Raw genomic sequence first — 19,752 nt, 5'->3', positions numbered from 1 at the left:
GCCTTGTTCAAGCAAAGTTATGAGATAAAAGACACCATTCAACAGCCTGCGCGCATTGAAAATATGAGGTTTATCCCAACTCTTTGTTGATGTCAGTATCATACCTATACCAAAGTGGTAGTTACATCACTGAAAACAGGTATTTTGCTCGCTAATTCAATCAATAACGTGATAACCATTGTGGAAATCATACGGTCAGAGAATGGACGTCGTTGGTATTAGTGCAAAGGAACCGTTGCAATTAACTGGGTTTTACCTGGCGACGAATGAACAGACAATTGCCCTCCTATTTTTACCACTCTCTCCTGCATACTGTGTAAACCAATTCCCAATCCACTGCTTTGCATCTCCTGCCAGTTAAATCCCACGCCATCATCTTCGATGGAGATGACAAGTGCATTTTGGACACCATAGTTGACGCTTATTTGAACAGTTTGAGCTCGACTATGTTTAACGACATTGGTAAGCGCTTCCTCAATAAAACGCGCCAAGGTAACGCATTGATTAGACTTTGGCGTTAGGTGCCATGCTGAAGCAATATACCAACTATGTTCAATGTCTAGTTCATCAAACAAGTTACCAAAGCGCTGTTTTAAAGGCCCAAGCCATGCTCTTGGAGAATCAGGAACTTGCATACTACTATTTGCAGAGCTGTCGAGTACCCCTCGTAAGTCATCGCGCATTTGTTTAAGTAACGACAACACAAATTTTTGATCAAGTGGCCCCTGTTTTTTCTCAAATAAAGCGATGGACCGGACTAACTCACCACCAACACCATCATGCAAATCATGAGAAAAGTTTTGTCTTAATTCGTTACGTGTCGACTCAATATCCTGTAAATGTGCCTGCGTTAATTGATCATTGAGTTCGCCACAAGCTCGTGTGACAGCCTCATTCATTTCTGCAGAAAAACGCGTCACACGCAGCATATTATTAGCGACCCGTTTTGCCAAAAGATAGGTGATCATTACTGTCGTAATAATCGAACCATACGGTATTAAAATCGTCGCATCCTCAGATCTGACTTTAATCAGAACCAGATAGTCGTTAACCGCCATAACAATAAATAACACATAGCAACCAGCAATGAGCTTATGCTCCATTTCTTTACTGCAGATTGAAACGCCAATAAACCAAATTTGGTTACCTAAATAAACCAACATGAACAGCGGGCCCCAAATATAGAGCAAGGTTTGTAACCATGAGAATGGTGAGCTTATCAACACAATTGAGCTAACAGCGAATACCGACCACATAATCTTTTCCCACAATCGCCAACGCTTGTTAATAAAACGCCATGAAAAAATATTAGTGGTACAGATAAATGCAGCTAAAAAAATGGCGTTAATTTTGGCAATCAGCAAGGAAGAGCCAAAAGGAAAGCCCTCCGTCATCAATAAATGAGCACAAAAACCAATCCAGCACCAAGTTTGCAAAGCATACCAACCATTTGCAGTCGCAGAGCGATAACTCCACCAAATAAAAGTAAAGATCAATGCGAAGACAACCGACACGATGAGGTTGATTAAAAACAGAGTACGTTGTTGCCAAGTTAACTGACGATAAATGTCATACTGGGCCTGAGCATGCCCAATCGTGATCTCACCTACGCCTGGAGCCTGCTCTTTTAAACCAATAACACGAACCCAAAGAGAGTTTTCTCCATAGTGCAGAGCTGCATCAGGAATCGAAAAATAGAGCGGACGATTCCAACTGCGAGACAAGGGCTCAGTAAAATGATCATCTCGCCAAATCATCTGATCATTGAGCATGACGGCTCCAGCCATACTGATGTAGCGAATGACTATACCAATCGGTTTATGCTGAGCAGCATAATCAGCACAACGCCAAAACCAAGGAATTCGATACCACACCACTCCGCTATACTCAGGCCAAAGCGACGACCAATTATGAGGCAACACTACTGGTGTGGATGGGGAGTCGATAGAGGGCGGTTTAAAGACAGTTATATCGGCGGGCTCAGTGCTTTGATAAGCTCTAATCTCACCGACTTCAACCGTACAATGTTCACTGTGTTGAACAGCTACGCTCTGTGCATAAACATTTGAGCAACACAGCAAAGTGACTATCCACCAACCCAAATATTTTAAGCACTGCATTAGCGTAATAAACCACTTTCTCGAGCCGCTTTAACGGCACTAAGTCGCGATGAAACAGCCAGTTTACGATAGATACTTTTTACGTGCGTTTCCACCGTATAGCGGGAAATCGTTAAGTGATTTGCGATTTCCTTATTAGACATCCCATCAGCCACCCAGCTTAGGATTTCATGTTCACGGCGACTCAATGGCGAATCAGAAGCTTCACCTTCTGTTGAAGGGCTGGCCGGAATTTCTTGTAAAATGCGCTTGGCAATAAAGGGATCGATAGGAGCTCCGCCTCTAAGAGTACTTCGAACTCCGAGCATAATTTCCAGATCATCACGTTCTTTGAGAAGATAACCGATCGCTCCCGCTCGTAACGCTGCAAAAATGGTATTTTCATCGCTCCATGCGGATATGACCGTAATTCCAGTCTCTGGATGGGATTGGTGTAAACAGTCGATCACTTGTCTTCCATCCCCATCCGGTAAACCTAAATCAACAAATGCATAATCCCATGAATACATTGGGAGTATATGAAGAGCTTCTTTTAGTGTACTCGTACTATGAACCAGCAAGGGTTGACAGCCTAACTGCTGCAATATTGATTTTATTCTATCCAAGTAGATGGCTTCATCTTCAACGATAAGAATAGTGAGGTCTTCTGTGCGAGTGGTTATTTGTGAAGTCATGGTTTAATTCTAATACCTTAGTTGGAGCAGAATTATATACTTAACACGCAACAATGATAATTAAATCATTATTTCTTATTTCTGGTTTCTTATTTCTGTTACACCGATTTGTTATGTATCATTTTTAGCGAGAAAACACTGAACAAAACAAGATAAAGACCAAAAGTTTATCGTCCACACTAACCTACGACATCAACCTCTATTTATAGTCTTTCATCCAAATATAGTGCTAATACGCTACGCGAATTGACTCTATCTATAACTCAACTAAAGCGTGTAGACAAGCATATAAAACAGAATGCGTTACCTTCGTATGTCAACATTTATTTGCGTACCGGTATTGAGGTAATAAGTATAACAAATAGATATCGACACATCTTATTAGTCATAAGGAAATCAAATTAGACAAATTTATTGGTCATAACGATTACACAATCTGTTTTATATATCAAAACTCTATTTATAATAGAATATAAAACTACTTGGCCATATTAGGCGATGTAATCTTCCTAAATAACCAAAAGTTAGATCAATATTGACCTAAACAGTACTGGAGTGAATAGGGATACGACAAGGTTTAAATAGACAGATGGTGGTTTAAAAAAATTGAAATCCGAATAATAAAAAACCCGCTGACGAGTCAGCGGGTTCTTCGAATGTGGCGGAGAGATAGGGATTTGAACCCTAGATACGCTATTAACGTATGCCGGTTTTCAAGACCGGTGCTTTCAACCACTCAGCCATCTCTCCGTTGTTGGAGCGCATAATATAGGGGGTTAAAAAGCTTGTAAACCCCTGAATTTACCGTTTGCTGAAATAATGTGCACAAAAGCGATTTTTTTCGCAAAAAGCGCGTTTTTGTTACCAAGCCTTTACAAAAGCCGCATAAAATATTAGCAAATTCAAATGACTATTTGGCCATTTCCTTTTGGTACTGTTTGAGTAAACGATAAATGTGCACCGCTAGGTATACCACCTCTTCATCAGAGATCGACCGTTCAAAGCGCTGTTCGATAAATTGTCGAATAGCAAAGGCTCCCTCCATCGCTTGTGGATATTGACGCAAAAGATGTTCAAACATGGGGTCTTCACCATCGTCTAACATGCGATTAGTAAAAAAACGTTCTACAAAAAACTTCACATGAGTAATAAACCGCGCGTAATGGATAGAATCCTGACTCAGAGCGGCACCCACTTTGTGCCGGACTAAACTGGTAATCTCGCCCACCAACTGGGCACAGCGCTCTGCATCACTGGCACAAGAGTCGCTACTTTGCGCATTGATAATATGAAATGCTACATTCGCAGCTTCTTGCTCCGGTAACTCACAGTCTAATGTTTGCTTTACTTTCTCTAACGCATAACACCCCACCTGAAACTCCTTGGGATAGTAGTTTTTTACCTCCCACACCAAGCGATTCGTAATGGTCATGTTCTGATCAAGTCGCTCTTTGGTGAACTGCAAATGATCAGTCAGAGTGAAATAGACACTCGGATTGAGTTGGCATGAAAGGAGACCCTCAGCATAACGGATGATCTCCTCAGCAAGCTCAAAGTAAACAACCTCAATTTGCTCGGCTAACGTAAGGCATTTTTGCACATAGAGATTATCTATTGGCAAAAACACTTGGCTGACCAGCCTCTCGTCGACAGATGTACCAGGCTGCTTACCGTAACCAATACCCTTACCGATTAAAATCATGGGCTTTTGATCTTTTTCGACTAAAACAACACTGGAATTGAGCGATTTTACTATTTTGAGCAATGAGTCACCTAACCACTTTCGTCGTTATAGGCTTTCGCCATTAGTGCGGATCACGTCCTGATACCAATAGAAGGAGTCTTTACGTAAACGATCTAAAGTCCCCTTACCTAAATCATCTTGATCCACATAGATAAAGCCATAACGTTTGGACATTTGTGAAGTGGAAGCACTAACAATATCGATTGGCCCCCAACTGGTATAACCGAGACATTCTACCCCCATATTGATCGCTTCGCGCATCTGTTCAAAATGAGCCTTGAAATAGGCGATGCGATATGGGTCATGAATTTCACCATCAACCACGGTATCTTTTGCTCCCATCCCATTCTCTACCACCATCAAAGGCTTACGATAACGGTCATAGAGTTCAAGCAAGGAAATTTTCAAACCCACAGGGTCAATTTGCCATCCCCAATCGGTTGATTCCAAGTATGGGTTTTTTACCCCAATAATAGTATTCCCCGGAGTGCGTTCCACATCGTCGCTGGCTGATTCAGTCATCGACATATAGTAACTAAAGGAAACGTAATCAACGGTGTGCTGTTTCAAAACTTCAAGATCTCCTTGGGTCATCTGCACGTCGATCCCTTCACGCTGCCAACGGGCAAGTGTTAAACGGGGATACTCTCCAAAAACTTGAACATCAGCATAGAAGTAATTGTCGAGGTTCTTCAGTAAAGTGAGTTCTACATCTTTAGGATGGCAGGTATGTGGATAGGTGGTTAACTTAGTCAACATACAACCCACTTTGCTGCCCGGTACTTTAGCATGGCAATCGCGAGTCACCATGGCAGATGCGATCAATTGATGATGCAAACCTTGATAGATCTCTTGTTGCTCTTTACCGGGAGTCAAACAGTCCGGCAAAATGCCTGCCGTAGTAAATGGGTGACGACAAATACTGTCTACCTCATTGAAGGTCAGCCAATAGGTCACATAAGGTTTAAAGTAATCGAAACAAACATTACAGAAACGCACAAAACAATCGACCACCGGACGAGCCACCCAGCCATTGTATTTCAGGCTCAACGTCAGCGGCATCTCATAATGAGACAGGGTCACTATCGGTTCGATATTGTGCTTACGCATCTCTTGTAATAAACCGATATAGAACTCGACCCCTTCCATATTGGGCTCTGACTCTTCACCATTAGGAAATATTCGCGACCAAGCAATCGAGATACGTAGTGCTTTAAACCCCATTTCAGCAAATAGAGCTATGTCTTCCGGATAACGATGATAAAAATCGATACCACGACGTTTAGGATAAATTCCATCAGTAGGGTCTAAAGCAGCCTCTTCTACCACTCGGCGGTTAATTGCATTGTGAGCCGCGTAGTTTTTTACATCCACATTGGCTTTAAACGTGGCCACGTCCGCAACCGAAAGTCCTTTACCACCCACATTCCATGCACCTTCTGCTTGGTTCGCGGCAATAGCGCCCCCCCACAGGAATCCATCAGGAAAACGTGTATTCGTCATGTTACGCAAGCTCCTCTAACATAAAAATGGTTTGATGACGTTGAACCTGAGCTTTTTTCTCCGCAACAGGCTCTATTTGAAAATCTTCATAATTGGCAATCACAGCCATCACCGTTGGGTCATACCCAGCCGCAATAATGTTGTCTAAATCGAAATGGATCAGTTCATCACCTACGTTCACTCTGTCGCCTACTTTAACTAGAGCAGTAAAATAATCCCCCTCCAGCTGCACGGTATCGATACCAATATGAAAGAGTAATTCAGCACCGTTATCCGCTATCATGCCAAGCGCATGTCCTGTCTCGTAAATACTGATGATCTCGCCACTGACCGGCGCATAAAGAGTGCCTTCACTGGGGATAACAGCGATACCATCCCCCACCAATTTGCTGGCAAATACGGTATCGCTCACCTCTTCTAAGGCGATCATCTGGCCGACTACCGGCGATTCAAAACAATTGGCGATTTGGGGCGATACCGCTCTAGACTGCGCATTGGTCTCTACACCTTCTTGATGAGCTGGCGCCTCAGTTTTTGCAGAGTCTTCATGCCACAAAAGCAACACCGCACCAAAAGCGGTAAAAAATGAAACGGGGATCGCGATTAAGGCATAAATCAAATTCATTGAATTATCGGGAGAAGTGAACATGGTGATACTGGCGATTCCTGGACCAACTAAAGCGAAAGCCTCAATCGCACATAATCCGATAAAAGCACCGCCAACGGCTCCTCCAATCATTACACTATAGAGCACCCGCTTGCGAATCAGTGTGACACCGTATATGGCAGGCTCTGTGATACCAAAAAAGGCAGAAATTCCGGCAGAAATAGCGGTAGAACGCAAACCACTGTCCTTTGTTTTTAGTGCAACGGCAAAGCTGGCACCCGATTGCGCGATGTTGTGTGCCAGAGAAGCAGGCAGATACAGCAACTCTTTACCAATTTGAGTCATGCTTGCTACCGCATAAGGAATGAGCGCCTTATGCATACCGGTCGCGATCATAAAAGGGAGAATCGCCGCCAGCAGAGCCGTCGCCACAAACCCCAAATGAGAAAACAAGTAAAGAATCACCGTGGCCATCAACTGACCAGCATGGAATCCCAATGGTCCAAGTAATAGTAAGGTGACAGGCACAGTGATAGCCATTGCCACCATGGGCACAAAGAAAATACGAATGGCTTTAGGGGAATATTTTGTGATCCATTTTTCCATCAAGGCATAGAACAGTACACACAAAATGGCAGGAAAAACTTGTGAAGCGTAAGTGATGTTCTGTATAGGAAAATCCGCAAGTGATACCCCTTGCGCCAATAACTTAGCCATATTGGGTAAGAGCAAGGCCCCAACACAAGAAGCCGCAACTAGAACATTAACGTTGAGTTTCATCGCCGTCGTGATCGCAACGAGAATCGGCAGGAAATAGAGTGGAGCACTACCGATGAGATCAAGTAATTGATAAGTCTGTGACTGCTTATCCATTACGCCAAGGACAGCACACAGTAACAATAAGGATTTGAGAACCCCACCCCCTGCAATAGCGGGCACCAAAGGCTGAAAAATACTAATGACAAAGTCGAGGATAAATGCACCCCAATGTTTGGGAACCTTAGTGTTTGTCGGTGTGCCATCTTGTTCCCCTACCAACACTCTTAGGGCATCAAATACCTCAATCACTTCGTTGCCAATAATGATCTGACACTGCACATTGCGGCGAACCCCAATAACGCCTTCGACATGTTGCAGCGCTTCATAATCCACTACATCATCGTCCATCAAGGTTAACCTCACGCGAGTTGAACAGTGAGTGAGATGTGCGATGTTATTCTTACCACCTACGCATTGCAGTATTCTCTCTGCGGTATTTTTGTAATTCATAGACGACCTTTTGCGTTATCAGAAACAAAAAAGACCCAAAACCCCAACCTATCGAAATAAGCTGTGATTTTGGGTCCTGCCTGCTTGATCAGTAACATGCCCGGATCAGATTGTGTTACCAGTGATAATGCAACCGGTTCCAGCACTCAATCAGATCAACTTGAAAATGCTACTTGCTTCACATTCAAAGATGAAGAATCCAGCCTCAGATCACACACCATCCTATCTCTAATGAAAAAAGATAACTTGCTCCCAGAATCAAACTAATTTAGCGATCTCTAACCAAAAATTTATCCGACCTTCATGCGTTAAACAGTGGCTATGTCTAAGTTAACTGGCTATTTTCTCAATAATTGACAGGTAACTTAATGGCCCTTCGTGCTTTACATTCATTCTTTATTACGGCCCTAATTTCTCTGATAACCAACTCCGCTTTTGCCGAGGTTATCAGCACCAAACGAGGCCTCGCCTACTCAGGTTTGCAACCTGCGGATTTGACAGCAATGAACGAACATATTGCTTGGTGGTATAACTGGGCAGAGGTGCCAGAAGAGAGTGCTGGCGACAATGCCACACAATATGGTGTGGAATACGTGCCTATGGCGTTAAATGCCACTTTTGATGAAACGGCGATGCGCTCGTATCTCAGCGCCCATCCCGAAGTGAAATACCTACTCGCATTTAATGAACCCAACTTTACCGATCAAGCTAATCTCACTCCGCAACAAGCGGCAGATGCATGGCCTGCGTTGGAAGCGATTGCTGATGATTACGACCTCAAGATTGTTGGTCCGGCGATGAATTACAGCGCAGGTGAAGTAGACCTTCCCGATACCGATGACGACGGTAGTCCATTTGCCTATTTAGATGCTTTTTTTGCCGCCTGTAGTGACTGTCGCGTCGATTACATCGCGATTCACAGTTATATGGGGTCATTAGCCTCGTTCGAATGGTACGTAAATGAATTTTACACTCGCTACAACAAGCCGATTTGGGTCACGGAGTGGAATTACAGTAACGACTCAACTAGTCTCGAAAATCAGATGGATTATTTGGCGCAAACCGTACGTTGGATGGAGCAACAAGCGTTTGTATTCCGTTACGCTTGGTTTATCGGTCGCACCACTGGCGGGGCAACAACGTCTCCCTTTATTGACATTTTATCTACCACCGCAGGTGAATGGACCGCCTTGGGTTCAATCTATCAAGGGATTCCCGGTGCAGACTATTACCCCGACCTACCCGCCACACTGCAAGCAGAACATGCCTACACCATGACAGGCATGCATCATCGAGCAACCACTGACAGTACTGGCGCCCCGATAGTACAGCTCTTCTCCGATCAAGACGATAGCGCGCAAGAGCTTAGCTTCCAAGTCAATTCCAATAGTGACAACACCTATAACTTGAGCATGAGCTACGCGACCGGTTCAAACTCATACATCAGTATTCAGGTGGATGATAATTCAGCACAAAACCTATTTTTACCTAACACTGGTGGCGTCTATTTCTGGGAAACTGCCACTACCTCGCTTTACCTCAGTTCAGGCCATCATACGATCAGCATCAAAGCCACTAGCGGTTATCCGGGATTTGATTGGTTTAAGTTTGAATAGCGCTCGTTGTCAATAGAAAAGGCTGCTTTTCAGCAGCCTTTTCTCGTCATCGCTGTAGTTTCTCTCTAAACCCTAGCGGTATGTTTTGGGCTAAAGGTATTAATCATAAATGCCAGTACAGTACACACCAAAATCATGCCGCACATAGGTAATGAAGTGCCATTGTGCAAAGCGCCAACGATGGCACTGATTGCCCCAGCAAAAGCAAATTGAGTTACGCCAATCAATGACGAGGCTGACCCAACGTCTTTACCACTAGCGGCCATCGCAATCGAGATTGAATTGGCACATACCATAGGCACCATCGACACGCAAACAAACAGAGGCACCATAAGTAACCATAAGCTGTCTGTGTTACGCACCAACACCAATGTTGCCGCAGCGAGTAACGAGACAATAATTGAGGCGGTAAATAAGCGCTGCGGTGTGTAACGCTTCAACAACATGCTATTGGCTTGACTGGTTACAACCATCCCCGCCGCCGTCGCGCTAAACATCCACCCATAGGTTTCACGCTCCATACCAAACAGTTGCATCAAAACAAAAGGCGAACCAGTAATAAAACAGAACATCACTGCATTAGAAAACGCCCCTGCTAGTGTTGGCGCCATAAAACGCCAATTTTTCAAGAAGTGACCAAACACGCCCAAAGTTTGGCTGATGCTCTGTTTTTGTCGCTGCTCCACAGGTAACGATTCGGGTATAAATTTATAGGTTACCAACCAGCAAACGAGCCCAAACGCGACCAGAAAGGTAAATACTGCTTTCCATCCATCAAACACCAGTAAGTAGGCGCCAAGTACTGGCGCAGTAATCGGACCTACCGTTTGTACCACCATCATTAAAGAAAGGGCTTTTGCTCCCTCTTGTTCATCATACAAATCCTGGATAATTGCTCGACTAATGATCATCCCAGAGCAACCACCAACCGCCTGTAGAAAACGCAGTCCGACAAAACCTTCAATTGTAGGTACGTACAGAATCAGCAAAGACGAAACAATAAACAACGCAATACCAACCAGCAAAGGAATACGACGGCCAAACCGGTCGATCAATGGACCGTAGAACAGTTGACCAATGGCAACACCAATGAAAAAGGTCGATAAACTCAATTGCACCTGTGAAATATCAGCATTGAAATCTTGCGCAATCAGTGGAAATCCCGACAAATACATGTCAGTAGAAAAAGGAGCGAAAATAGAAAGCGCTCCAAGAATCCAAGTTAACAGTGTACGCGAGCTGCTGCGGCTCGAAGTAGCAGATAACGTATTATTTTCAGACATAACGAACTTTCACCTAATGGCTATACTGCTCAATCGCTGTTTAAGCAGTTCAGTGGATCACGAATGATAGAATTTTGTGTCTGATCACATTTTATGGAGAGAAAACGATTTATACCAATATATAATTTACGCATTATTGATATATAAAATCGAAACAATGGAACTTCGTCATTTACGTTATTTTGTTACTGTCGCTCAAGAACTTCATTTTGGTAGAGCCGCAGAAAAACTGCACATCGCTCAACCGGCACTGAGCATACAAATCAAAACATTAGAAGAACAACTTGGTGGATCTCTATTTCAACGCACCAGTCGCAGCGTAGCTTTGACAGAAGCAGGTGAACGAGTACTAAAAGAAGCCAAACAAACCCTCTACTTCGCGGAACGAACAGAAAAAATCGCCAAGCTCGCGTTTGCTGGCGATATCGGCCGTCTTAGTATTGCCTATTCGGGTAGTGTGACTTACTCGGGTCTACTTGGCTTATTGATTCAGTCGTTTCGGCAACTCAAACCAGATATCGAACTGAAACTCATCGAAATGGACCCATTTACGCAACTGCAACAATTGCAGCAAGGAGAGATAGACTTAGGCTTGTTGAGCACCTTCTCACTCAACATACCAGACCATATCCAAACCTATGATTTGGCTAGCTGGCCGCCATGTGTGGCACTACCAGCAACGCATCCACTTGCTCACCAAGATGAGATCACCATGGAACAACTGCAAAGCGAAACCTTTATCACCTATTCAAGATCGCCTAATGATGATGGAGCAAACGCCATTCGTGCACTTGCTGATTACACACCAAATATTATTCACCCCGAATCCAATATTATGTCAGTATTAGCATTAGTGGGTAGCGGAATGGGTATATCAATCGTCCCTAGCATATTAAGTAAAACTCTAAATCAACCGGGACTAATATTTAGATCGTTAAAGAATGTAACAGACAGAATTGGTATATCAATGGCAATTATTGAACCGATAAACAAGCCATCTCTGCAATCATTAGTTGAACACATACATTGCACAAAAACAAAAATAATACAATAAAATCAGAATATTAAATACAAAGCATCATTTATAGCCAGCTCTAAGTCACTTGGCATGGTTACATCACCTTACAATTTTAAACTTTAAAAGTGAGAGGCTGATTTTTGCTTTGATATATATCAACAATCTTATTCAGAATATTTGATGATGATGATTCATCACTGCAGATTCCTTGTTAATATTTTTATCGTAATCTTATTAAAAAAGGACAACATTTTTCCTTTTAAATAAATTGATGAATAAAAACTTCTAGAATGCGATCTCAAAAACAATTTTGATATCCAAGTTTACGTAAAATTGAAAACAATTCTTATTCCACTTATTGCTTATTCCATTTTAAGGAAATGATATGAATGCACTTATTGAAAAAGCCAACCAATGGCTCGACCACCCAGATGCAGCAAAGCTGATTCTTCGAGTTAGCTTTGGTTTGATGTTCTTGTTGCACGGCATTCATAAAATCGAAGCCGGCACGGGTTTTATTCAAGGTATGTTTACCAATATTGGTTTGCCAGGCTGGTTTGCCTACGCCGTATATCTTGGCGAAGTGGTTGCACCTATCATGTGGATTGTCGGTTGGTATAGCCGTATCGCCAGTGTCCTAATTATCGGCACTAGCCTAGTGGTTATTGGATTAATGCATATGGGCGATTTCTTTACCCTAACCAAAGTAGGCGCATGGAGCGTAGAAAGCGTTGCCGTTTACCTATTCCCAGCCATCGCTCTATTACTAATGGGCTCTGGTAAATACGCCATCAAACAAGACTAGCGTCACTCGTCCTTACGACAACCTCACTATGTTTATAAGCCACCGCCATCATGCGTTGGCTTTTTCACACTTACTATTCGACTTACTACTTTGTTCATTTCAAATAACTGATCTCACCTTTATTATTTTATCCTTATGCCGGATAAATTCAGCGCGCTTTCAATCCGCTACATATACTTAATTCTCTATGATTGGCGGTATGCCAAACGGTGAATTAGGAGTAAACATGCAACATGTGGTGTTAAATGCAGCCAGTCACTATGAGTTACAAGAACAGCTCAAAACGTTCCTACAAACTCGTCCCGACTTGTATCAACAATATGCTTTAGCGCAATGCTATACCACCGAACAGTCTGCTGATGTGTTGGAAAAATTCATTTTTCAACTGCACCACGAGTTGCCACAGCTGACCTTAGTTGGTGGTAATGCGATGGGGATTGTGTGTGACACTCAATTCCTACACCAATCATGCGTTTTGTCACTGATGTTTTTTGAACACTCACAAGTCGATGTTCAGTATTATTCCAATCTTGATAAAAATGAAAAACAGCTCACCAACCAACTCGCTCAACATTTATTAGCCACGCAAAGATCAACCAATAAACCACTAAAAGGGGTATTACTACTTTCTACTGCATTTAATGTTCGAATTTCTGTGGTTTTGCAGACATTAACCACCGCGATCTCTAATGTGCCCGTGTTTGGAGGCATTGTAGGAAACTACGAAGAACATCAAGCCTCATATCTTTTTTTCAATGATGAGTTAAAACAAGCAGGTATCATTGCTGCTGGGCTTTACGGTCAAGATTTAAGAGTAGAAACCAAACCTTATTTAGGTTGGCAACCATTTGGTGAGGTAATGACCGTAACCAGCGCGCACGGCAATCGTGTTGCAACGATAAATCATCAACCAGCGTTTCAAATCTACCATTATTTTACTGGTATAGAGCGTGAGAACTTTTTTGATAATGCGGTCGAATTCCCTTTTGTTTTACACAAAGGTGAACAATATATTGCTCGCGTCCCACAATCTGTCGATGGTGATGAACTGCTGTTTCTCGCCGAAATGGAAGTAGGTGATGAAATTCAATTTAGCTATGGAGATGTCAGCACCATTTTGAGCCATCGCGTGTATGCTCGGCATCAGTTAGCGCAATTTCAACCAGAAGCTATTTTGGTTTATTCCTGTTGTAGTCGGTTACACCTTCTGCAAGAAGATGCCTCATCGGATTCACGGCTCCAAATAGAAGATCGTGCTGTTGCTGGCTTTTTTACATTGGGAGAAATCGATACCGCATCATCCCCAACTAAAGTACTGAACGCCTCTGTTGTAATCGTAGCCCTCAGTGAACAACCGATCGATGAAAATTTGCGCCGTGCAGCACTTCCCATCGATACCCTCCAGCCATCTAGACATTTAAAACGCTTAAAGAGACTAATGCGTTTTGTGTCACGGACGACAGAGAAACTCAATCAAGCGAATAAGGAACTGCAACGCTTAGCGCAAATTGATGCACTCACGGGATTAAACAACCGAAGGGTAATTGAAGAACGCATTCCTTTCTACATAGAACTATGTCAGCAGCAACAATGCACACTTTCCTTAGTTCTGTTTGACATTGATCACTTTAAGCAGATCAACGATAAGTATGGCCATGTTATTGGTGATGAAGTTCTTAAACGTTTAGCTGAAATTGTCGCTAACCAACTCGATGCTGATGTTCTCTTAGCTCGCTATGGTGGAGAAGAGTTTGTACTGCTATTGCCCAATCGGGATGTAACCGCTGCAACAAAAATCGCGGAGCGGTTGCGTAAAACTATTGCCGAAGAGTCTGCTACTGAGCAACTCCCTTCTATTACCAGTTCATTTGGCGTAGCACACTACGCTAAAACCATGATGCATACCAGCCAAGACTTAATTGATGCCGCCGATAAAGCGCTATATAAAGCCAAAGAACAGGGCCGAAATAAAGTGGTAGTTGCATAATATCAATGCGTTACGATAACTCCCACACTAAAGAGCGCGAGGTTTTAGCTCGTCGACTTTCCCTTACCTCTCGTTTTATTCGACGTTTTACGAAATGTTTTGCCTTTACGACGAAAAGCTGGACGCTCGACCTTAGGTAGTGAACGTAATGATTCGGGTACAGGGCCTTGTTTGACCTGACTCATTAACTCATTGATTCGTTGCTCTAGCGCAGTCATAAAAGGCTGATAGGCCTGTCCTTTTTCCGCCATCGCCTGCAGTTGATGCTCCCAATGGGCGGTCATATCAGGGTAAGTGGATTCACTTGGCAAGGCGTGGATCAGCCCACGACCAGCTGGAGTACTTAAAATAGTCTTGCCTTGCCTTGAGAGTAACTGGCGCTTGAATAGCGTATCAAGAATACCAGCACGCGTGGCTTCCGTGCCCAAGCCATCGGTATCACGCAAGATTTTTTTCAATTCTTTATCTTCGACAAAGCGTGCAATTCCTGTCATTGCTTGCAATAAAGTGGCTTCGGTAAAATGACGTGGAGGTTCGGTTTTTTTCGCTTGGACTTCCCCTTCACGACAAGTGAGAACGGTACCTTCACTGAGCGGCGGCACAGTATCAATGCCTTCGTTATCCTCTTCTTGTTGACCGAGTAGGGTCTTCCAGCCAGCAAAGGTTAATTGACGACCTTTAGCAACAAACACCCCACCAGCAATCTCAAATACCAATTTGGCTTCTGCATAAATCGCAGCGGGATAAAACTGCATCAAGTATTGGCGTGCAATCAGTTGATACACCTTCATTTCTTGTCCAGACAACGCATTGACACTGGCCTTTTTGGGTGTCGGAATGATGGCGTGGTGCGCATCGACTTTGCTGTCATTCCACGCTTTCGATTTAAGTGATAGGTCAGCACCGCGTACCGCACCATCCAACTCTTTGGCATTGTTGGCAATCGCCTCCACCACTTTCGGTGCTTCACTTAAATGCGCTTTAGGTAAGTGGCGGCTATCGGAACGGGGATAGGTGATTAGCTTGTGTTTTTCATACAAAGCCTGACAGATATCTAAAACCTGTTGAGCACTAAGATTAAATCTTTTGGCTGCATCAATTTGCAAAGCAGAGAGAGAATAAGGCAATGGTGCACTTTGCTTGGTTTGTTTTTGTTCCGATTCAGTCACACGCGCGGGTTGGCCTTTAATACGCTGAGCGACATTATCTGCCAGTTTGCGATTGAGCACGCGCCCCTCTTCATCTTGCCAAGGTTTGCAAGCTTCACTCGGTTTCCAGCGCGCACGAATGTCAAAACTGACGTGACTGTCCTGATAGGGAATCAAAGCGTCAACAATGAAATAATCTTTGGGCACGAACTGCTCAATTTCTTCATCACGTCGTACCACCAGCCCCAATACCGGAGTCTGAACACGCCCAACCGATAGCACACCTTGATAACCCGCTTTCTGCCCAAGCAAGGTATAGGCACGGGACATGTTCATTCCATAGAGCCAATCGGCACGTGAACGTGCTAACGCAGAAACAGAGAGGGGAATAAAATCACGGTTAGATCGTAAACTTTTTAACGCTTTTTGTACCGCTGGTAAGTTTAAGTCGCTGATCAGCAGCCGTTCAACGGTGCTCTTTTGACTGGCATTAAGCTTACAGTGATCCAACACCTCATCGACCAGCAATTGCCCTTCTCTATCGGGGTCACCCGCATGGACAATATGAGCCGCTTTTTTAACTAACTTTTTTATAATAGTCAGTTGCTTACCAACATTTTTCTTTGGCCTAAGTTGCCACTGTTCCGGGATGATCGGCAAATCAGCCATATTCCATTTTTTGTAACGCTCATCATAAGCATCTGGCTCAACCTGCTCCAACAAATGACCAATACACCAAGTCACAATGTCACCATTGCTACATTGGATAAATCCTTGATCTTTTTTGTGTGGTTTTGGCAGCGCATCAGCAATCGCACGCGCCAAACTCGGTTTTTCAGCAATAAACAGGCGGCTCATAGACAAACAACATCCCCAGAAAAAGCAAAGGCCACATAAATGTGGCCTTATCATAGCAATAAAACTGTTAATTTATACAGTATTTATTCTGCATCATCGGCAGTGCGAGCCGCAGCTTCTTTGATTAATGGCTGAAGCTCACCTTTTTGGAACATTTCCAAAATGATGTCACAACCACCGATCAATTCGCCTTCTACCCAAAGTTGAGGGAAAGTTGGCCATTGAGCATAAATTGGTAATTCTGCACGGATATCAGGGTTTTGCAGGATATCAACGTAAGCAAATTTCTCACCACACGCCATAAGCGCTTGAGCCGCTTGAGAAGAGAAACCGCAGCTTGGTAGCTTTGGTGAACCTTTCATGTAAAGAAGGATAGAGTTCTCAGCGATTTGCTGTTTGATTTTGTCGATGGTTTCCATTGCTTCCTCATTGGAGACGTTTTGTTGAATAACAGTATTCTAAATCATTAGTAGAGAATAAAAAGCCCACAATCATTATGGATATAATTTACCTCTCGCTCAAGTCATCAAAGTGCGGGATGAGGTCATTTTCTTTTCATCTAAACGCGTTAAGGTGCCTAGACAGCCAGTGGGGAATCTTCAACCACTTGCTTATTTTTATTCAGATTGGGGTTTTAATAAAGTAAAAAGTTGCTAAAATAGAACTCAAGTCAGTCGTATCGACGAACCTAGGTGGCAAAAAGTCATCTAGAGACAAAAAACAATAACACTGGAAGCAATCAACGAAAGAGGCAACTCTTTCATATCAATGGAGAATTGAGCAATGGCATTTGAACTACCCGCTCTTCCTTACGCACAAGACGCGCTAGAACCACATATTTCTAAAGAAACTCTTGAATACCACTATGGTAAACACCACAACACTTACGTTGTTAAACTAAACGGTCTTATCCCTGGTACTGAGTTCGAAAATAAATCATTAGAAGAGATCATCAAGTCTTCTACTGGCGGCATCTTCAACAACGCAGCTCAAGTGTGGAACCACACTTTCTACTGGCACTGTCTAGCTCCTAAAGCAGGCGGCGAACCAACTGGCGCAGTTGCAGAAGCGATCAACAAAGCGTTTGGTTCTTTCGAAGAGTTTAAAACTAAATTCACTGATTCAGCAGTAGCAAACTTCGGTTCAGGTTGGACTTGGCTTGTGAAAAAAGCTGACGGTTCTCTAGAAATCGTTAACACTTCAAACGCAGCGACTCCGCTAACTGACGGTGTAACTCCACTGCTGACTGTTGACGTTTGGGAACACGCTTACTACATCGATTACCGCAATGCTCGTCCTAACTACATGACGGCATTCTGGAACCTAGTAAACTGGGAATTCGTTGCAGCTAACCTAGCAAAATAAGCTTTAGGTTCACTGTAAGCTAAAAGGTCTGCCTCAGCAGGCCTTTTTTGTTGATTTTCAATTGGGTAGGACAATTTTCTCCATAATAAAATTATTAAGAATTTGCCCCCGCATCGGCACGTTTTGCTCAGTTACGACAGAAAAACCAAACCGCTCATAAAATGGCCGTGCAGTAATACTCACTTCCGAACGAAAATGCGTGATTCCCCTTTTGGCGCCTAAGCGCAATACATGCTCCATAAGAAACCGTCCAATCCCTTGCCCTTGATACTGTACATGACAAAAGAAATGGTCAATTAATCCATCGGCTTGCAAATCAGTATAACCAACAATCTTGCCATCCATCTCAGCGATAACAGGGTTTATCGTATCCATCTTTCTCTGCCAAATCGCAAAATCAAACTCAAGCGGAGCCCAAGCATCAAGTAACTCTGGGGAATAATCGCGGCAGTTCACATGGTGGACCGTGTTATAGAAAAGCCGCCATATTTCTGGGGCATCATCTTTTTGATAGGCTCTTATCTGCATGTGATTATCTCCTCCCGTCACAACCAATCTTCGATCTATTGATCGTCTTCATACTAAATCAATCACATATTCCAAGATTCCTCGTCGAGGATCAATCTTGTTATTGGTAAATACCAAACAAAAAAAAGGCCGCTTGCGCGGCCTAAACATATTCTGATTAATTAATTTATTCTGATTTAAGCTTGGAGATTTAGCGAACTTCTGCAGCTACTGGAATTTCTGCATCTGGTTCTTTAGTAATACGGTTACGTAGGTCACGACGGATAATTTCGATTGACCAGAACCAAACAAGGTGACCAAAGATTTCTGATACGTTTTCGTACCATGGTAGGTCGAATAGTGGTGGAGTTAGACCCATTAGAGTGAAAGAAATCCAGTGAACAAACACTTGAGCTAGGAAACCAGCTAGTAGACCTTGCCACAATTTGATTTTAGGGAACACTTCAGCAACGACACAGTAACCTACCGCGAATACGATAGAGAAAATGATGTGAGTGACACCAACCCAGTTAAACACGTGACCAGCAAATGTCCATACTGCAGCGTTTGGATCAGCAAGACCAATGTAATCACGTAGGAAAATGTAAGGAGGATTCAAAAAGTTACGTGAACAGTCAATTTGGCTAGCCGCACGAATTAGAGTTTCTGGACCACATGCTGCGTTGAACATATCAACAGGACTACGCGGAGGAAGTGGAACCTCACCGCCCCATTTCACAAAAGCAGATACCACACCTGCAATCAAACCGATGAAAGCAGCTAAACCGTAACGGCGACGAGCGCGTGGGGTTTGTTCAAATAGATTCATATGATTACCCATAACCTTGTATAAATTCGTTGTGAAAGAAAATAACACCGTGAAGCACGAAAAATACGGATCTAGATCAATTTAGATGTGAGTAGTTATCATTTAGTAATGGCTAGATTGATCTATCGCAAACTTACTGAAGGCAAATCACATCGCAAATTTTGATCTGAAAATTTTCTATTGATTTTAGATAGATATACCCAAATGACCTCAAGATGCAGACTTCAGAGCTTCATCAACGAGCATAGGTCAAGCTCAATGACGGCAGGAATGGTCATTCCCTTTCAACGTCATTGAGCGCAGAAATGGGCTTGTTGATGAGCTCCCAAGGGGCGAGTTGTATTCGCTCCTACGCTACGTTACCGATTTTCTACGTAGAATAACTATGTATTCAAATCGGTGCCTTGCCTATGAGCGAA

General features: G+C 43.2%; 15 protein-coding genes and 1 tRNA gene. 5 read left to right on the top strand and 11 right to left on the bottom strand.

Annotated features, from left to right (window positions below; genetic code table 11):
• Positions 1-218 precede the first annotated feature (218 nt).
• From JCM16456_RS04490 to JCM16456_RS04465, 6 genes are all read right to left on the bottom strand, one after another.
• Complete coding sequence (locus JCM16456_RS04490; protein ID WP_068712757.1) at positions 219-2,120, bottom strand: sensor histidine kinase; 1,902 nt, start codon at positions 2,118-2,120, stop codon at positions 219-221.
• Positions 2,120-2,794: a LuxR C-terminal-related transcriptional regulator gene (locus JCM16456_RS04485; RefSeq protein WP_068712755.1), complete on the bottom strand. Its 675-nt coding sequence runs from the start codon at positions 2,792-2,794 to the stop codon at positions 2,120-2,122. Before JCM16456_RS04485 ends, JCM16456_RS04490 begins: the two co-directional genes overlap by 1 nt.
• A 659-nt stretch (positions 2,795-3,453) precedes the next feature.
• Positions 3,454-3,544: transfer RNA gene (locus JCM16456_RS04480), tRNA-Ser, on the bottom strand.
• 160 nt (positions 3,545-3,704) lie between these two features.
• On the bottom strand, positions 3,705-4,559 hold the full coding sequence (locus JCM16456_RS04475; protein WP_068712753.1) for a PRD domain-containing protein: 855 nt from the start codon (positions 4,557-4,559) through the stop codon (positions 3,705-3,707).
• 24 nt (positions 4,560-4,583) lie between these two features.
• Positions 4,584-6,041 carry a glycoside hydrolase family 1 protein gene (locus JCM16456_RS04470; RefSeq protein WP_068712751.1) on the bottom strand — a complete coding sequence of 486 codons (1,458 nt, stop codon included), beginning with the start codon at positions 6,039-6,041 and terminating at the stop codon, positions 4,584-4,586.
• Between the two features lies 1 nt (position 6,042).
• Complete coding sequence (locus JCM16456_RS04465; protein WP_068712749.1) at positions 6,043-7,917, bottom strand: beta-glucoside-specific PTS transporter subunit IIABC; 1,875 nt, start codon at positions 7,915-7,917, stop codon at positions 6,043-6,045.
• A gap of 368 nt (positions 7,918-8,285) precedes the next feature.
• Between JCM16456_RS04465 and JCM16456_RS04460 the strand changes: the two genes are divergently transcribed.
• Positions 8,286-9,533, top strand: coding sequence for a glycosyl hydrolase (locus JCM16456_RS04460; RefSeq protein WP_068712747.1), 1,248 nt, complete (start codon positions 8,286-8,288; stop codon positions 9,531-9,533).
• A gap of 65 nt (positions 9,534-9,598) precedes the next feature.
• On the opposite strand, the gene JCM16456_RS04455 is transcribed toward JCM16456_RS04460, so the two are convergent.
• The gene (locus JCM16456_RS04455) at positions 9,599-10,816 is read right to left on the bottom strand and encodes a multidrug effflux MFS transporter (RefSeq protein WP_068712745.1); all 1,218 of its coding nucleotides are present in this window, start codon (positions 10,814-10,816) and stop codon (positions 9,599-9,601) included.
• Between the two features lie 157 nt (positions 10,817-10,973).
• On the opposite strand from JCM16456_RS04455, the gene JCM16456_RS04450 reads away from it, so the two are divergent.
• The 3 genes from JCM16456_RS04450 to JCM16456_RS04440 all read left to right on the top strand — a co-directional run bounded on the left by JCM16456_RS04450 (position 10,974) and on the right by JCM16456_RS04440 (position 14,626).
• Positions 10,974-11,870: a LysR family transcriptional regulator gene (locus JCM16456_RS04450; protein ID WP_156430440.1), complete on the top strand. Its 897-nt coding sequence runs from the start codon at positions 10,974-10,976 to the stop codon at positions 11,868-11,870.
• A 349-nt stretch (positions 11,871-12,219) separates the two neighbouring features.
• Entirely contained in the window at positions 12,220-12,639 is a 420-nt protein-coding gene (locus tag JCM16456_RS04445) for a DoxX family protein (RefSeq protein WP_068712741.1), read from the top strand.
• A 226-nt stretch (positions 12,640-12,865) separates the two neighbouring features.
• On the top strand, positions 12,866-14,626 hold the full coding sequence (locus JCM16456_RS04440; RefSeq protein WP_068712739.1) for a sensor domain-containing diguanylate cyclase: 1,761 nt from the start codon (positions 12,866-12,868) through the stop codon (positions 14,624-14,626).
• Between the two features lie 44 nt (positions 14,627-14,670).
• On the opposite strand, the gene JCM16456_RS04435 is transcribed toward JCM16456_RS04440, so the two are convergent.
• Positions 14,671-16,632 carry a DNA topoisomerase III gene (locus JCM16456_RS04435; RefSeq protein ID WP_068712738.1) on the bottom strand — a complete coding sequence of 654 codons (1,962 nt, stop codon included), beginning with the start codon at positions 16,630-16,632 and terminating at the stop codon, positions 14,671-14,673.
• An 83-nt stretch (positions 16,633-16,715) separates the two neighbouring features.
• Positions 16,716-17,051: a Grx4 family monothiol glutaredoxin gene (locus JCM16456_RS04430; RefSeq protein ID WP_068712736.1), complete on the bottom strand. Its 336-nt coding sequence runs from the start codon at positions 17,049-17,051 to the stop codon at positions 16,716-16,718.
• Positions 17,052-17,415: 364 nt separating this feature from the next.
• On the opposite strand from JCM16456_RS04430, the gene sodB reads away from it, so the two are divergent.
• Positions 17,416-17,997 (top strand): superoxide dismutase [Fe], encoded by a 582-nt coding sequence (gene sodB / locus JCM16456_RS04425; RefSeq protein ID WP_068712733.1) that lies wholly within the window; start codon positions 17,416-17,418, stop codon positions 17,995-17,997.
• Positions 17,998-18,054: 57 nt separating this feature from the next.
• Here the strand turns inward: sodB and JCM16456_RS04420 are convergent, their stop codons facing one another.
• Positions 18,055-18,525: a GNAT family N-acetyltransferase gene (locus JCM16456_RS04420; RefSeq protein WP_068712731.1), complete on the bottom strand. Its 471-nt coding sequence runs from the start codon at positions 18,523-18,525 to the stop codon at positions 18,055-18,057.
• A 190-nt stretch (positions 18,526-18,715) separates the two neighbouring features.
• Positions 18,716-19,333, bottom strand: a complete 618-nt coding sequence (locus JCM16456_RS04415; protein WP_068712729.1) for a YagU family protein — start codon at positions 19,331-19,333, stop codon at positions 18,716-18,718.
• Between the last annotated feature and the right edge of the window lie 419 nt (positions 19,334-19,752).

It is taken from the genome of Vibrio tritonius (assembly GCF_001547935.1).
GTDB lineage: Bacteria > Pseudomonadota > Gammaproteobacteria > Enterobacterales > Vibrionaceae > Vibrio > Vibrio tritonius.
Note: the sequence above shows the minus strand (reverse complement) of the source record. Positions and strands in the feature narration are given on the sequence as shown.

Excerpts from the sequence above, each read along its gene's own strand:
- JCM16456_RS04445 (WP_068712741.1), top strand. The coding sequence starts at position 12,220 with ATGAATGCACTTATTGAAAAAGCCAACCAATGGCTCGACCACCCAGAT.
- JCM16456_RS04490 (WP_068712757.1), bottom strand. The coding sequence starts at position 2,120 with ATGCAGTGCTTAAAATATTTGGGTTGGTGGATAGTCACTTTGCTGTGT.
- JCM16456_RS04435 (WP_068712738.1), bottom strand. The coding sequence starts at position 16,632 with ATGAGCCGCCTGTTTATTGCTGAAAAACCGAGTTTGGCGCGTGCGATT.
- JCM16456_RS04455 (WP_068712745.1), bottom strand. The coding sequence starts at position 10,816 with ATGTCTGAAAATAATACGTTATCTGCTACTTCGAGCCGCAGCAGCTCG.
- JCM16456_RS04460 (WP_068712747.1), top strand. The coding sequence starts at position 8,286 with ATGGCCCTTCGTGCTTTACATTCATTCTTTATTACGGCCCTAATTTCT.
- JCM16456_RS04420 (WP_068712731.1), bottom strand. The coding sequence starts at position 18,525 with ATGCAGATAAGAGCCTATCAAAAAGATGATGCCCCAGAAATATGGCGG.
- JCM16456_RS04485 (WP_068712755.1), bottom strand. The coding sequence starts at position 2,794 with ATGACTTCACAAATAACCACTCGCACAGAAGACCTCACTATTCTTATC.
- JCM16456_RS04470 (WP_068712751.1), bottom strand. The coding sequence starts at position 6,041 with ATGACGAATACACGTTTTCCTGATGGATTCCTGTGGGGGGGCGCTATT.
- JCM16456_RS04440 (WP_068712739.1), top strand. The coding sequence starts at position 12,866 with ATGCAACATGTGGTGTTAAATGCAGCCAGTCACTATGAGTTACAAGAA.
- JCM16456_RS04430 (WP_068712736.1), bottom strand. The coding sequence starts at position 17,051 with ATGGAAACCATCGACAAAATCAAACAGCAAATCGCTGAGAACTCTATC.
- JCM16456_RS04450 (WP_156430440.1), top strand. The coding sequence starts at position 10,974 with ATGGAACTTCGTCATTTACGTTATTTTGTTACTGTCGCTCAAGAACTT.
- sodB (WP_068712733.1), top strand. The coding sequence starts at position 17,416 with ATGGCATTTGAACTACCCGCTCTTCCTTACGCACAAGACGCGCTAGAA.
- JCM16456_RS04465 (WP_068712749.1), bottom strand. The coding sequence starts at position 7,917 with ATGAATTACAAAAATACCGCAGAGAGAATACTGCAATGCGTAGGTGGT.
- JCM16456_RS04415 (WP_068712729.1), bottom strand. The coding sequence starts at position 19,333 with ATGAATCTATTTGAACAAACCCCACGCGCTCGTCGCCGTTACGGTTTA.